At 67.8% G+C, this 13,587-nt stretch carries 12 protein-coding genes; 8 read left to right on the top strand and 4 right to left on the bottom strand.

Features of this window, described 5'->3' with window-relative positions:
- Window positions 1-309: 309 nt before the first annotated feature.
- Together RZN05_RS01000 and RZN05_RS00995 are read left to right on the top strand one after the other, a co-directional pair.
- Entirely contained in the window at window positions 310-3,291 is a 2,982-nt protein-coding gene (locus RZN05_RS01000; protein ID WP_317224764.1) for a TonB-dependent receptor plug domain-containing protein, read from the top strand.
- 458 nt (window positions 3,292-3,749) lie between these two features.
- Window positions 3,750-5,399 carry an MFS transporter gene (locus tag RZN05_RS00995; RefSeq protein ID WP_317224763.1) on the top strand — a complete coding sequence of 550 codons (1,650 nt, stop codon included), beginning with the start codon at window positions 3,750-3,752 and terminating at the stop codon, window positions 5,397-5,399.
- Window positions 5,400-5,458: 59 nt separating this feature from the next.
- Here RZN05_RS00995 and ctrA read toward each other — a convergent pair whose 3' ends face one another.
- A complete protein-coding gene (gene ctrA, locus RZN05_RS00990) occupies window positions 5,459-6,166 on the bottom strand; it encodes a response regulator transcription factor CtrA (protein ID WP_317224762.1) in 708 nt (235 codons plus the stop codon).
- A gap of 172 nt (window positions 6,167-6,338) precedes the next feature.
- Window positions 6,339-7,253 (bottom strand): LysR family transcriptional regulator, encoded by a 915-nt coding sequence (locus tag RZN05_RS00985; RefSeq protein WP_317224761.1) that lies wholly within the window; start codon window positions 7,251-7,253, stop codon window positions 6,339-6,341.
- Window positions 7,254-7,350: 97 nt separating this feature from the next.
- Here RZN05_RS00985 and RZN05_RS00980 point away from each other — a divergent pair, with 97 nt between their 5' ends.
- The 6 genes from RZN05_RS00980 (at window position 7,351) to RZN05_RS00955 (ending at window position 11,539) form a co-directional block, all read left to right on the top strand.
- The gene (locus RZN05_RS00980) at window positions 7,351-8,049 is read left to right on the top strand and encodes a pirin family protein (protein ID WP_317224760.1); all 699 of its coding nucleotides are present in this window, start codon (window positions 7,351-7,353) and stop codon (window positions 8,047-8,049) included.
- Window positions 8,050-8,098: 49 nt separating this feature from the next.
- Window positions 8,099-8,701 (top strand): NAD(P)H:quinone oxidoreductase, encoded by a 603-nt coding sequence (gene wrbA / locus RZN05_RS00975; protein WP_317224759.1) that lies wholly within the window; start codon window positions 8,099-8,101, stop codon window positions 8,699-8,701.
- 121 nt (window positions 8,702-8,822) lie between these two features.
- Window positions 8,823-9,473, top strand: a complete 651-nt coding sequence (locus RZN05_RS00970) for an RluA family pseudouridine synthase (RefSeq protein ID WP_317227531.1) — start codon at window positions 8,823-8,825, stop codon at window positions 9,471-9,473.
- Window positions 9,466-9,867: an alternative ribosome rescue aminoacyl-tRNA hydrolase ArfB gene (arfB, locus tag RZN05_RS00965; protein ID WP_317224758.1), complete on the top strand. Its 402-nt coding sequence runs from the start codon at window positions 9,466-9,468 to the stop codon at window positions 9,865-9,867. Before RZN05_RS00970 ends, arfB begins: the two co-directional genes overlap by 8 nt.
- Before the next feature lie 147 nt (window positions 9,868-10,014).
- Entirely contained in the window at window positions 10,015-10,500 is a 486-nt protein-coding gene (locus RZN05_RS00960; protein WP_317224757.1) for a GAF domain-containing protein, read from the top strand.
- 127 nt (window positions 10,501-10,627) lie between these two features.
- Entirely contained in the window at window positions 10,628-11,539 is a 912-nt protein-coding gene (locus RZN05_RS00955; RefSeq protein WP_317224756.1) for an RcnB family protein, read from the top strand.
- A gap of 164 nt (window positions 11,540-11,703) precedes the next feature.
- On the opposite strand, the gene RZN05_RS00950 is transcribed toward RZN05_RS00955, so the two are convergent.
- Window positions 11,704-12,990, bottom strand: coding sequence for a M20/M25/M40 family metallo-hydrolase (locus RZN05_RS00950; protein WP_317224755.1), 1,287 nt, complete (start codon window positions 12,988-12,990; stop codon window positions 11,704-11,706).
- 10 nt (window positions 12,991-13,000) lie between these two features.
- The gene (locus tag RZN05_RS00945; protein WP_317224754.1) at window positions 13,001-13,456 is read right to left on the bottom strand and encodes a universal stress protein; all 456 of its coding nucleotides are present in this window, start codon (window positions 13,454-13,456) and stop codon (window positions 13,001-13,003) included.
- Window positions 13,457-13,587 lie beyond the last annotated feature (131 nt).

The raw sequence follows: 13,587 nt of genomic DNA, 5'->3' as shown, positions 1-13,587 counted from the left end.
GCGCCCTCCGCCGCGCATTCGCAGGGCAAAGGCCTTGCCCGCCCATAGGCCAGGGTTATGGCATCGCCCATAGTCTGCGGCTATGGCGTGGGTAAGCCATAGAAGCCACTGGCATCTTGACGCTCCGCGAAACCGCAGCGCACCTTCGTTTCCGACATGCTGCATGGGGTCCATACAGAGGCCGCAGTGGCATGTGGTGCAATGTCGCGGAGGACATTCACGGCCGGTCCGCCGGCAACGGAATTTATCCCACAGGGGGGAAACATGAAGTATCCACGCCGGCAATCTCATCTTGTACGCGTATCGAGCATGGCCGCGCTGGCCCTCGCCTCGCTCGCCGCACTGCCCGCCGCCGCCCAGACCGAAGGCACCGGCACCACCGTCCCGCAGGAGCAGGAAGCCGCCTCCGCCGCGCAGAGCAGCGACGAATTGGTCGTCACCGGCTCGCGCATCATCCGCGACGGCTTTCAGGCCCCGACGCCGCTCACCGTGCTGACCCGCGACGACATCAACAATACCTCGCCGACCAACAATATCGCCGACTTCGTCAACCAGCTGCCGCAGCTCGCCGGCTCGACCAAGCCGGCGAATTCGCGCCTCAATCTGTCGAACGGCTCGGCCGGCATCAACGCGTTCAGCCTGCGTAACCTCGGCGAAGGCCGCACGCTGGTCCTGCTCGACGGCCGCCGCTCGGTCGGCTCGACCATCTATGGCTGGGTCGACGTCAACACGATCCCGCAGGGGCTGGTCGACCGCGTCGAAGTGGTCACCGGCGGCGCCTCAGCCGCTTATGGCTCGGACGCGGTCGGCGGCGTGGTCAATTTCGTGCTCAACAAGAAGCTCGAAGGGCTGCGCGTCACCGGCGAGACCGGCGTCAGCACCTATGGCGACGGCTTCAACTATGCCGGCAGCCTCTCGGGCGGCACGTCGTTCGCGGGCGGCCGCGGCCATATCCTGTTCAACGCCGAGATCGCGCACCAGGACGGCATCTTCGATATTGATGCGGTCGATCGCGGCTGGAACCATACCGGCTATGTCCGCGTCGAGGATCCGAACTGGCGCGCAGCCAGCACCGACCGGCCGCGCTATATCACGACGCTGCGCCAGGTCGGCGCCGCGAATTCGACGCCCGGCGGCCTGATCACCGCCTCGGCCGGCACCACCGCGAACACGCTGCGCGGCCTGTATTTCGGCCAGGGCGGCGGCGTAAACATCTTCGACTATGGCGTGCTCCAGTCGCCGACGTTCAGCCGAGCGAGCGGCTCCTCGCATCCAAGCGTCGTTCAGGGCGGATCGTGGCAGGTCAATGACTCTGGCCGCCGCATCGGCCTGATGCCCGAGGACGATCGCTGGGGCGTGTTCGGCCGGCTGAGCTATGAAGTGGCCGACGGCGTCGAAGCCTTCTTCGAAGGGTCGTACAACCACCAAAAGGTCTATTTCAACGCTGGCCCCAACCTGTCGACCGGCATCACCTACAACACCACCGGCTGCACCACCGTGCCGGTGCCAGTGACCTGCAACGCATTCGCATTGCAGGCGCTGGGCGCCACCCGCTTGGCCGGGGTCACCAGCGTCACTGTGGCGACCACCGCTGCCGACCTGCCGACCCGTGTGATCGACAATGAGCGAGAGGTGCAGCGCTACGTTGCGGGCCTGGAGGGCAGCTTCGATGCGTTCGGCAAGCCCGGCCATTGGGACGTCTATGCGCAATATGGCCGTTCCAACGTGCGCGAGCAGCTACGCAACGTCATGAACACCGCGCGCATGAACAACGCCACCGCCGCGGCGTTCGCGCCAGCCGGCAATGCAGCAGGCTATGCAGCCGGTTCAATCCAGTGCTTGATCAACGTCGATGTCAGCACGACCAACAACGACCCAAATTGCGTGCCGCTTAACCGCCTCGGCATCGGCGTCGCCAACCCGGCGGCGATCGATTACGTGCTCGGCGACCCCTATCGCGATCAGGTGCTCGAACAATATGTCGTCGGCACCAATTGGGCGGTGACGCCGTTCGCCACCTGGGCGGGCGACGTCAGCGTTTCATTCGGCGGCGAAGCCCGCAAGGAAAAGATCCGCGGCAGCGTGCCGACCGAGTTCCAGCCCGTCATCAATGCGAACGGCACCACCAGCAATGCCTGGTCGGTCGGCAACTACCTCCCCTTCCGCGGCGAATACAGCGTCAAGGAGGCCTATCTCGAAACCGTCGTTCCGCTGGGCCTCGGCCTCGAATTCAACGGCGCAGTGCGCGCTACCGACTATTCGAACTCCGGCTATGTCACCACTTGGAAGCTGGGTGGCACCTGGGCACCGATCGAGGACATCCGCTTCCGGGTGACGCGTTCGCGCGACATCCGCGCGCCGAACCTGAACGAGCTGTATCAAGCGGGCACCGCCAACAGCGATTCGGTCACCAATCCGATCTTCACGCCCGATGGCGCGAACGGCCCGCGCACGTTCGGCTATTCGGGCCTGACCACCGGCAACCCGAACCTGCTGCCCGAAAAAGCCAATTCGTGGAACATCGGCGGCGTGGTCTCGCCGCGTTTCCTGCCCGGCTTCACGGCGTCGGTCGACTATTTCCGCATCGACCTGGAAGGCGCGATCGACTCGATCAGCGCGCAGGAAACGGTCAACCGCTGCCGTGCCGATGGTGTCCAGGCCTATTGCGACGCTATCACCGAGGATCCGGCCCGCTCGACGCCCGCCGCGCCGTATCTGCTGATCCGCACCCAGCCGTTCAACTATGTCCGCCGCCTGGTCCGCGGCATCGACTTCGACGCGGCCTATCGCATCCCGCTCGGTGGCGACACGCTCACCCTGCGCGGCATCGCGACGCGCTACATCGAGAATCTCGCAGTAACGGGGGTCGCCGGCTCGGCGCCGGTCAATACCGTCGGCGCCAATGGCGGGCAGGGCAGCACGCCGACCTGGATCTTCCGCGGCAGCGTCAACTACGAAACGCCGACCTTCTCGGCGACGGTGGTCGGCCGTGGCGTCAGCTCGGGCAAATATGTCGCCAACGGCATCGAGTGCAGCACCAGCTGCCCGGTCTCGACCACCAACTTCCCGACCTATGACAACAACCGCGTGTCGGGGCTGTTCTATGCCGATCTCAACCTGACCCAGAAGATCGCGATGGGCAGCTCGCAGGCCGAGATGTTCTTCAACGTCACCAACTTGTTCAACCGCTGGCCGCTGCTGGTCCCGGAAACCGGCAACGCGTCGAACACCACCTATTCCGACATGCTCGGCCGCCAGTTCCGCGTCGGCCTGCGCTTCAACCTTCGTTGAGCCTTCCCTCAACCCCCCTTCCCTGCTTCGGCAGGGAAGGCAGGGGGATGGGCGAACCAAGGCCGGGCCCGACGCCCGGCCTTCTTGCTTCAGCCACGCGCCGATACGCACGCACCTCGTGCTCCGGCGAAGGCCGGAGCGCGGGCGGCGAGCGATCAGCGTCGATCCCAGGGCTCCGGCCTTCGCCGGAGCACGCAGCAGGCCTTTCCCTTGCAATGTAGGATTTCGCCTGCTTGCCTATCCGCGGCCCCGCGCCCGCTCTTTGACTCGGTCGAATCTCCAACCGCCACGCGCAACAAAGCATCCCTCCCGCGCAATTTTCGAAATCGATAAATGCGCAAAGTGCGAAGTTAAGCCGCACAGACCCAGCGATCCGCGCCGCGACTCATCCACCCTTGCCCCACCGGCAATCCCCCGCCTATCGGGGATCACCCGCACGGTTGAGGAATTGGAGGCGCATGGACGCACGCGAGAGCAACTCTCCCCTTGGCCTTCCCCTGTTCCGCGCCGTGTGGCTCGCCAGCCTCGCCTCGAACTTTGGCGGGCTGATCCAGTCGGTCGGCGCGTCGTGGATGATGACCAGCCTCAGCGGCTCGCCACAGATGATCGCCTTGGTCCAGGCCTCGACCAGCCTGCCGATCATGCTGCTCTCGCTCTGGGCCGGCGCGGTCGCCGACAATCTCGATCGCCGGAAGGTGATGCTCGGCGCGCAGTTCTTCATGCTCGCGGTCTCGCTTGCGCTCGCGATCGGCGGCTGGGCCGGGCTGCTCACGCCCTGGCTGCTGCTCGCCTTCACCTTCCTGATCGGCTGCGGCACCGCGATCAACGGCCCCGCCTGGCAAGCCTCGGTCGGCGACATGGTGCCGCGCGCGATGCTGCCCAGCGCGGTCGCGTTCAACAGCATGGGGTTCAACGTCGCGCGCAGCCTGGGCCCCGCGATCGGCGGCGCGATCGTCGCCGTCGCGGGCGCGGCGGCGGCGTTCCTGGTCAACGCGTTCAGCTATGTCGGGCTGATCGCCGTGCTTGCGCGCTGGAAGCCCGATCGGCCGCCTGCGCTCCTGCCGCGCGAGCGCATCCTCTTCGCGATGGCGGCGGGCGTCCGCTATGTCCGCCTCTCGCCGTCGATCCGCACCGTGCTGATCCGCGCCGCGTTGTTCGGCTTCGCCGCCAGCGCCGTCCCCGCGCTGATGCCGCTGGTCGCGCGCGACATCGTCCGCGGCGGGCCGCTGACCTATGGCCTGCTGCTCGGCGGGTTCGGGCTCGGCGCCGTGGCGGGCGCGCTCGGCAGCCAGTGGCTCCGCGCCCGACTCTCGACCGAGGGGCTGATCCGCCTCGCCGCGCCGGCGCTCGCGATCGGCGCCGCCGCCATCGCCGCGACGAGCTGGCTGGCGCTGACGCTGGTCGCGCTCGCCTTGTGCGGCGCGGGCTGGGTGGTGGCGCTGTCGACCTTCAACGTCAGCGTCCAGATGGCGTCGCCGCGCTGGGTCGTCGCCCGCGCGCTCTCGCTCTACCAGATGGCGGCATTCGGCGGGTTGGCCTGCGGAAGCTGGGTGTTCGGCATGATCGCCGGCGCGCGCGGCGTCGAGACCGCGTTGCTCGCCGCGGGCGGGATCCAGCTGCTCAGCGTCGCCGCGGGATTCGTCTGGCGGCTCCCTGCGATCAGCCAGCTCAATCTCGACCCGAGCGACCGCTGGCGCGAGCCCGAGACCGCAGTGCCGGTCGAGCCGCGCAGCGGGCCGATCGTGGTGACGATCGAGCATCGCGTCGCCGAGCGCAATGTCACTGCCTTCCTCGCCGCGATGACCGAGCGCCGCCGCATCCGCCGCCGCGACGGCGCGCGCCACTGGGCGCTGATGCGCGACCTGGGCGATCCCGAATTGTGGATCGAGCGCTACCAGGTGCCGACCTGGCTCGACTATGTCCGCCACAACCACCGCCGCACCCAGGCCGACGACGCCAATAGCGAGGCGCTGCGGCTGCTCCGCGTCGAGGGCACCGTCCCGGTGGTCCACCGCCATATCGAGCGCCAGACCGGCTCACTCCCGCGCACCCGTGGCCCCGATCCGCGCGAGCTCCACCAGGTCACCGATCCCACCGGCTCGTCCTGACAAGCAAGAAGCCGCGGCCCTTGCGGACCACGGCTTCTGCTACCCCCGGGTGATTGGTGTCAGGCGACTTCGGAGATCGCGCCTTCGCTGCCGTCGGGCTCGCGCAGCACATAGCCGCGGCCCCAGACGGTCTCGATATAATTCTCGCCGTCGCATGCCATGCTCAGCTTTTTCCGGAGCTTGCAGATGAACACGTCGATGATCTTGAGCTCGGGCTCGTCCATCCCGCCATACAAATGGTTGAGGAACATTTCCTTGGTGAGCGTGGTGCCCTTGCGCAGCGAGAGCAGCTCGAGCATCGCATATTCCTTGCCGGTCAGGTGCACGCGGGCACCGTCGACTTCGACGGTCTTGGCGTCGAGATTGACCGCGAGCTTGCCGGTGCGGATGACCGACTGGCTATGCCCCTTCGAGCGACGGACGACGGCGTGGATGCGTGCGACCAGCTCTTCGCGGTGGAACGGCTTGGTGACGTAGTCGTCGGCGCCGAAGCCGAACGAGCGCACCTTCGAATCCATTTCGTTGATGCCCGACAGGATCAGCACCGGCGTCTGGACGCGGGCGACGCGGACCTTCTTGAGCACGTCGTAGCCGTGCATGTCCGGAAGGTTGAGGTCGAGCAGGATGATGTCGTAATCATACAGCTTGGCGAGGTCCAACCCCTCTTCGCCGAGGTCGGTCGTGTAGACGTTGAACCCCTCGGTCGAGAGCATAAGCTCGATCGCCTTGGCAGTCGAAGGCTCGTCCTCGATCAGCAGCACGCGCATCGTCGGTTCCCCTGTCCAAGCACGCGAGCAGGCCCCTACGGCCGACGCGCTGGACGATTCATTAACCTAAGCACCTCTGAAGGCAAAAGGTTAATTTCCGACTAACCGGGCTTGTTCCACGAGTCGTAGGGAATCTACCTAATCGCGGACTCAAACTCGTTACGGAGTCGAGTCAGAAATGCGCTTCGGTGCACATGCGCTTGAGGTTTTCGCTGAGGAAATCGATCAGCGCCTCGACCCGTGCGGGACGCAACGTGCCCGGGGGCGTGAGCAGGTGCAGCCCGATCGCGCCGATCGTCCATTCGGGCAGCACCGGCTCCAGCCGTCCGGCGGCAAGGTCCTCCGCGACGAGGAAGTCGGGCAATCGCGCCACGCCCAGCCCCGCCCGCAGCGCCGGCAGCATCGCGTCGCCGCTGTCGGTGCGGATCGGCCCGTCGATGCGGACCACCGCCTCTTCGCCCCCGGCGCGGCGGAAGCGCCAGATGTCGGGCGTGGCGGTGTTGGTATAGGCGAAGCAGGCATGGCTCGCGAGATCGGCGGGGTGGCGCGGCCGCCCCACCCGGTCCCAATAGTCCGGCGAAGCGATGATATGCGCGGTCACCGGCCCCAGCCGCCGCGCTCGAAGCGAGCTGTCGGGCAGCTCGGCGATGCGCAGCGCCACGTCGATCCCGTCGCCGACGATATCGACGAACGCGTCGGACAGCCGCAGGTCGACCTTGATCCCCGGATGCAGCGTCAGGAACTCGGCAAGCGCCGGCGCCACTGCCTGGATCCCGAAGGTCAGCGGTGCCGCAACCCGCACGAGCCCGACCGGCGCGCTGGCCGATTCGAACGCCGCCTCCTCCGCTGCCTCGCCCTCCGAGCGAATCCGCTGGGCATGCTCGGCGAGCGCCCGCCCGCTATCGGTGAGCGTCAACCGCCGCGAGGTGCGATGGAACAGCGACGTCCCCAGCCGCGCCTCCAACCGCGTGATCGCCTTCGACACCGTCGCCTTGGAAACCGCCAGCGCCTCAGCCGCCCCACTGAACGAGCGATGCTCGACCACGCTGGCGAAGATCGCCCAGGCCTCGAAATCCGGTAGCTTCATTCCACATGCGTATCATGGAAACGATCGGTTTCCAACGTTTCCATTTACGTCGCAATCGCGCTCCCTATCTTGGCGTCAACACTCAGGGAGATCAGCGATGATCGACAAACGTCCTTTCGAAACCCTCGGCCATGCCAACCATGGCTGGCTCAATGCCCGCCACCATTTTAGCTTCGCCGATTACTATGACCCCGCCCGCACCAGCTGGGGTGCGCTGCGTGTCTGGAACGACGACGAGATCGCCGCGAACAGCGGCTTCCCGGCGCATCCGCACCAGAACATGGAGATCATCACCTATGTCCGCTCGGGTGCGATCACCCACCAGGACTCGATGGGCAACCAGGGCCGCACCGAGGCCGGCGACGTCCAGGTGATGAGCGCGGGCAGCGGCATCCGTCACGCCGAGTACAATCTCGAGCCCGAGACCACGCGGATCTTCCAGATCTGGATCATGCCGCGCGAGACCGGCGGCCAGCCGAGCTGGGGCGCCAAGCCCTTCCCCAAGGGCGATCGCTCGGGAAAGTTCGTCGCGCTCGCCTCGGGGTTCGACGGCGATGACGAGGCGCTGCCGATCCGGGCCAATGCCCGCGTTCTGGGCGCCACGCTCAAGGCCGGCGAAAGCGTCGAGCACAGCGTGGGCGACGGGCGCCACGCCTATCTCGTCCCGGCGATCGGCACGATCGAGGTCGACGGCGAGCAAGTGAATGCCCGCGACGGCGCCGCACTCACCGGCGGCCAGACCGTGACGATCAAGGCGCTCGAAGACGCCGAGATCGTGCTGGTCGACAGCGAATAACCAAGTCTCCCCTCCCGCTTGCGGGAGGGGTTTTACGAAGGAAGCCCCCATGTCCAAGATCCTCGTCCTCTATTACTCGTCCTACGGCCACCTCGCGAAGATGGCCGAAGCCGTCGCCGAGGGTGCACGCAGCGCCGGCGCGCAAGTCGATGTCCGCCGCGTCCCCGAGACCGCACCGGCCGAAGTCGTCGCCGCAGCCGGCTTCGTCGCCGACACGACGCACCCGGTGCTCGAGGAGGTCAACGAGCTCGCCAACTATGACGGCATCATCGTCGGCGCGCCGACGCGCTTCGGCCGGATGTCGAGCCAGATGGCGAGCTTCTGGGATCGCGCCGGCGGCGTCTGGTTCCAGGGCCAGCTCAACGGCAAGGTCGGTGGCGCCTTCACGTCGACCGCGAGCCAGCATGGCGGCCAGGAGACGACCTTGTTCTCCATCATCACCAACCTGCTGCACTTCGGCCTGACCATCGTCGGGCTCGATTACGGCTTCCAGGGCCAGATGGGCGTCGACGAAGTCAAAGGCGGCTCGCCTTATGGCGCGACGACGATAGCCGACGGCGACGGCAGCCGCCTGCCGAGCCAGGCCGAACTCGACGGTGCGCGCTACCAGGGCCGCCGCATCGCCGAAGTCGCCAACAAGCTCGCGGCGTAACCCCCCGCCGCGAGACCGAGACCGCGCGAAGCCCCCCTTCCCGCGCGGTCTCACGGAGCGGCGGCCAGGCGAAAGCCTGGCCGCCGCTTTCGCTTTAAGCGCGCTGCTCTATATGCGGGCCATGCTCCATAACCGCGTACTCTTCATCGATGGCGAAGCGATGATCATCGACAAGCCGGCCGGGCTGCCGGTCGATCGCCCGCGCGACCGCTCGCAAAGCCTCGAAGACATGCTCGACCAGCTCACCTTCGGCTTCCAGCGCCTGCCGCTGCCCGTCCACCGGCTCGACCGCGACACCAGCGGCTGCCTGCTGCTCGCGCGCAATCCCAAGGCGCACAAGCGCTTCGGCCAGGCATTCGAGGCGGGCACCGTCGTCAAGCGCTACCTCGCGATCCTCGATGGCGAGCCCGCCGAGGACAGCGGCACGATCGACCTGCCGCTGATCAAGGTCTCGACCGAGGAGACCGGCTGGCGGATGACCGGCGATGCCAAGGGCAAGCCCGCCCGCACGCGCTGGGAAGTCGTCGAGCGTATCCAGGGCCGGGCGATGCTCGCCTTCTTCCCCGAGACCGGCCGCACCCACCAGATCCGTGTCCACGCAGCCGAGGGCCTCGGGCTGCCGATCGTCGGCGACCCGGTCTATGGCAAGGGCGGCCCCGCAGTGATGCTCCACGCCGCCGAGCTCACCGTGCCGCGTGAGGGCAAGCCCGACGTGCATGCCGAGGCGCCGCTGCCACTGCGCTTCGGCAATATCGGCTTCGGCCGTGGCTGAACTGCCCGAAGAGGCGATCGTCGAGGAGAAGTTCCTCGCCGCCTCCGGGCCAGGCGGGCAGAACGTCAACAAGGTGGCCACCGCGGTGCAATTGCGCATCGACGTGTTCAAGCTCGGCCTCGCGCCCTGGGCCTATCAGCAGCTCAAGACGCTGGCGGGCACCAGGCTGACCAGCGCCGGCGAGCTGGTGATCACCGCACGGAAATTCCGCACCCAGGACGCCAACCGCGCCGATGCGCGCGAGCGCGTGGCCGAGCTGCTGGAAAAGGCCCATGAGCGCCAGGCCCGCCGGGTCAAGACCAAGCCGAGCAAGGCCGCCAAGGCGCGCCGCGTGGACGCCAAGAAGGGGCGCAGCGAAGTGAAGGCTGGGCGCGGGAAAGTGCGGTTCGACTGATCCTCCCCGGCACGGGGAGGGGGACCGCGCCCGCAGGGCGTGGTGGAGGGGGCTCTCCCCCAGCGTATCGGCAAGTGGAGAACCCCCTCCACCATGCTGCGCATGGTCCCCCTCCCCGTGCCGGGGAGGATCGGTTACATACCCCCCATGTACACCTTCACCATCGCCGCCGGCTCCAAGTCCGAACTCTATCGCGACCTCGCCGCCGCGCTCGATTCGCTCACTGCCGACGAGCCCGACGCGATCGCCAACATGGCCAATGTCTCGGCGCTGATCGGCCAATATCTCCCCGACCTCAACTGGTCGGGCTTCTATCGCAACGTGAACGACGAGCTCGTCCTCGGGCCGTTCCAAGGCAAGGCCGCCTGCATCCGCATTCCGTTCGGCAAGGGGGTGTGCGGCGCCGCGGCGGCGACTCGCGAAACCCAGCTGGTCGAGGACGTCCATGCCTTTCCCGGCCATATCGCCTGCGATGCCGCCAGCCGCTCCGAGCTGGTCGTGCCGATCGTCCATCAGGGCGAGTTGCTCGGCGTACTCGACCTCGACAGCCCGTCGCCTGCGCGGTTCGACGCCGGCGACGCTGCCGGCTGCGAGGCACTGATGCGCATCCTGGCCCCCCGAATCACAGGCTGAATCTCAGGATGAGACGCTGCCCCGCATTGGGACAGGTTTGAGCCGCCGCGGCGATTTCGTGCGCGGGCCGTAACGGTTACTTCTTCGTTAAGCGCGAGCGGGGGCTTGCACCAACGGAGACGGAACAGTGCGCAGCACATGGTTGATGGCAGCGGCGGTGATCGCCGGAGTGGCGGGGGCGACGCCCGCCGCCGCGCAGCGCGTCTGGCAGGACGGACGCTGGGTGGTGATGCCCAAGACCTCGGCGCCGATGGTGGCGCGCGCCAATCCGCACCGCTGGACGATGCGCGACGGCCGCTGGGACGCAGGCTACCGCGCGCCGGGCGGCTGGAACGGCTATCACCGCCTCCATCGCGGCGCGACGCTTCCCGGTTACTGGCGCGGCAACGACTTCCGCGTCCACGACTATCTGAGCTTCGGGCTCGCCGCCCCGCCCGCCGGCTATAGCTGGGTCCGCTATTATGACGATGCGGTGCTCATCGACGATCAGGGCAGCGTGTGGGATTCGATCGACGGGATCAGCTGGGGCGGCGCCGCCGCTGCGGCGAGCGCGAGCGCCGGCTTCGTCAACGCCGACGCCCGCGCGGGCGCGGGCTATCCGGCGCCGCGGATCCAGCCGGTCGATCCCGACGATTATTACGACGATCGCGACGACAGGGACGACGGGCGCTACGACGGCCCGCCGCCGCGCTTCGACGATCGCTATGACGATCGCGGCCCCTATCGCGACGATTACGCGCCGCCGCCCCCGCCGATCGCGCCGCCGCCGCCTCCGATCCGCTACGGCCCGCCGCCCGTCGCCTTCGCACCGCCGCCCTGCCCGCAGGCGTGCCCGGTCGGCTATCCGAACGGCATGGCGTGGCAGAACGGCGCCTGGGTCGGCAGCTACGGCGCGGCCTATGGCGGCACGACGACCACCGTGGTGGTGATCCCGTCGACGACGACCACCACGACGACCACGACCGAATATGTCGAGCGGCGCAGCTATGGGCACCGCCCGACCAAGCGCCTGCTCCGCAAGAGCTGCGCCTGCCGCTAAGCTAAATTCTCCCCTCCCTGCAAGGGAGGGGATTAAGGGGTGGGTTTGCGGCGGCCGAGGCTCGATGGCTCGGCCGCCGCTTCGGTTCTTGGCGTGGATTCCTTTGAGCGCGCGCACGCACCCACCCCCTGCCCCTCCCTGCAAGCAGGGAGGGGAGTATCCCGTTAGCGCCGCTCGCGTCCGCCGAACGTCACCAGGCTCTCGCTGCCGTCGGCCGCCAGTGCCGACACGCCGACGAACGTGTCGTCGACGATCACGCCCTTGAGCACCGCGTCGTTCGTCTTGACGTCGAGATGCTTCTGCCAGTCCTGCGCATCCGCGCGGCGCCAGTGGACACGATAGCCCGCCGCCCCAACCACCGCCGGCCATTTCACGGAAGTATCGGTCGCCAGCGCCCCGCCGATCGTCACGCTCGCCGGCGCGGCGGGCGCCTTGGCCAGCCGGCGCAGGGTAGCGACGTTGATCGCCGTCACCTTGGCGAGATACGGAAAATCCATCCGGTCGACCGTGTCGCCAAAGACCTTGCCGCCCTCGCGGCGCAAATCCTGGTGCTGCGCGTCGTAATTCTCGACGCCGACGCTGAATCGCACCGCGGGATAGCCGAGCTTGAGGAACGGCGAATGGTCGCCACCCCGCCCGAACCGGTCGAAGCGCCGCACCACGAACACGTCGAGCCCGCCGCGCATTCCGCCCGCGACACCATCAACTGCCTTGGCGAGCGCGCGTGACGGCCCGTCGTCCTCGCCGCCATCGGCACGCCGCGCGAGTTGCCCCGGCAGCGGCTCGATCTCGCGAATCCCTTCCGAGAACACGCGGACGCGATCGGCGACGCGGCGGCCGTCCTGCCCGATCGTATTCCCGACGATGTCGTTGTTGAGAACCGCGCTCACCGTCCAGCCGCGCTCCCTGGCGGTCTCCGCGAGCAGCGTCCCGCCGAACAGCCCCTGCTCCTCGCCCGAGAGCGCGGCATAGACGATCGTCGCGTCGAACTTCTCCTTCGACAGGATCCGCGCCGCCTCGAGCACCAACGCGACGCCCGACGCGTCGTCATTGGCGCCAGGCGCGTCCGACGTGGCGTCCATCACGTCGGTGACGCGGCTGTCGATATGCCCCATCACGATCACGACGCGCTTGTTGTCGCGCCCGGGCTGGAAGCCGAGCACATTCACCACCTCGACGCCCTTGGGCGCGCGATCGTTGACGAATGTTCGCGCGACATTGGCGACCTGGATGCACTTCGCGCAGCCCTCGCCGATCCGCTGCAACTCCATCGCGAACCAGCGCCGCGCCGCGCCGATCCCCCGTGTGGGATGCTCGGGATCGGACAGCGTGTGCCGCGTGCCGAAGCCGACGAGCGTCTCGACATCGGCCTTGAGCCGCGCGGCGCTCGGCTGCTCCTGAGCGACGGCGGGCGTGGCAAGGAGCAACAGCGGCAAGGCAACGATACGCATCGAAAATTCCTCAGCTCAACCGATCGATCGCCTCGACATCCAGCGACCCCGGGATGATCATCACCGGCACGCTGAAGCTTCCCGCATCCGCACCGGTGAAGTGCGCGACCAGCGGTCCCGGCGGCCCGCTCGCCGCGGCGCCGAGCACCAAGGCGGCGATGTCGCGATTGGCCGAGATCATCTCGCGCACCACCTTGACCCCGTCGCCCTCGCGCACGGTGATCGAGGGCTTCAGCCCCGATTCGGTCAGCAGCGTACCCGCCGCGCGCGTCACCAGCGCCTCGACGCGCTGGCGGCCTTCCTCCTCGATCGTCGCCATCACGCCGCCCCATTGGACGAATTCCTGCGGCGCGGTGAGCGCGAGGATCTCGACGCTGCCGCCGGTCTTCACTGCACGCCGCGCCGCGAAGCGCAGGGCGATCTCGGATTCGGGACTTTCGTCGATCACCACCAGATAGGTGCGCATGGATGCATCCCCCGTTCCACGCGTTGACTGCCCGCTCTATCCGCCCTGCGCAAGCCCAAGGTCTTGACCCAAGCCCTAGCGGCGGCGAAGGGGGGACCAGCCTTACCCCAGGGACCAACGACGGGAACCTC

Source organism: Sphingomonas sp. HF-S4, assembly GCF_032911445.1.
Lineage (GTDB): Bacteria > Pseudomonadota > Alphaproteobacteria > Sphingomonadales > Sphingomonadaceae > Sphingomonas > Sphingomonas agrestis.
This window is presented reverse-complemented; position numbering and strand designations above follow the sequence as displayed.

What these genes read in the sequence shown, in the direction of transcription:
- RZN05_RS00945 (WP_317224754.1), bottom strand. Translation starts at nt 13,456, where the DNA reads ATGCGCACCTATCTGGTGGTGATCGACGAAAGTCCCGAATCCGAGATC.
- RZN05_RS00985 (WP_317224761.1), bottom strand. Translation starts at nt 7,253, where the DNA reads ATGAAGCTACCGGATTTCGAGGCCTGGGCGATCTTCGCCAGCGTGGTC.
- RZN05_RS00950 (WP_317224755.1), bottom strand. Translation starts at nt 12,990, where the DNA reads ATGCGTATCGTTGCCTTGCCGCTGTTGCTCCTTGCCACGCCCGCCGTC.
- RZN05_RS00960 (WP_317224757.1), top strand. Translation starts at nt 10,015, where the DNA reads ATGTACACCTTCACCATCGCCGCCGGCTCCAAGTCCGAACTCTATCGC.
- RZN05_RS00980 (WP_317224760.1), top strand. Translation starts at nt 7,351, where the DNA reads ATGATCGACAAACGTCCTTTCGAAACCCTCGGCCATGCCAACCATGGC.
- RZN05_RS00970 (WP_317227531.1), top strand. Translation starts at nt 8,823, where the DNA reads ATGCTCCATAACCGCGTACTCTTCATCGATGGCGAAGCGATGATCATC.
- wrbA (WP_317224759.1), top strand. Translation starts at nt 8,099, where the DNA reads ATGTCCAAGATCCTCGTCCTCTATTACTCGTCCTACGGCCACCTCGCG.
- ctrA (WP_317224762.1), bottom strand. Translation starts at nt 6,166, where the DNA reads ATGCGCGTGCTGCTGATCGAGGACGAGCCTTCGACTGCCAAGGCGATC.
- RZN05_RS00995 (WP_317224763.1), top strand. Translation starts at nt 3,750, where the DNA reads ATGGACGCACGCGAGAGCAACTCTCCCCTTGGCCTTCCCCTGTTCCGC.
- RZN05_RS01000 (WP_317224764.1), top strand. Translation starts at nt 310, where the DNA reads ATGGCCGCGCTGGCCCTCGCCTCGCTCGCCGCACTGCCCGCCGCCGCC.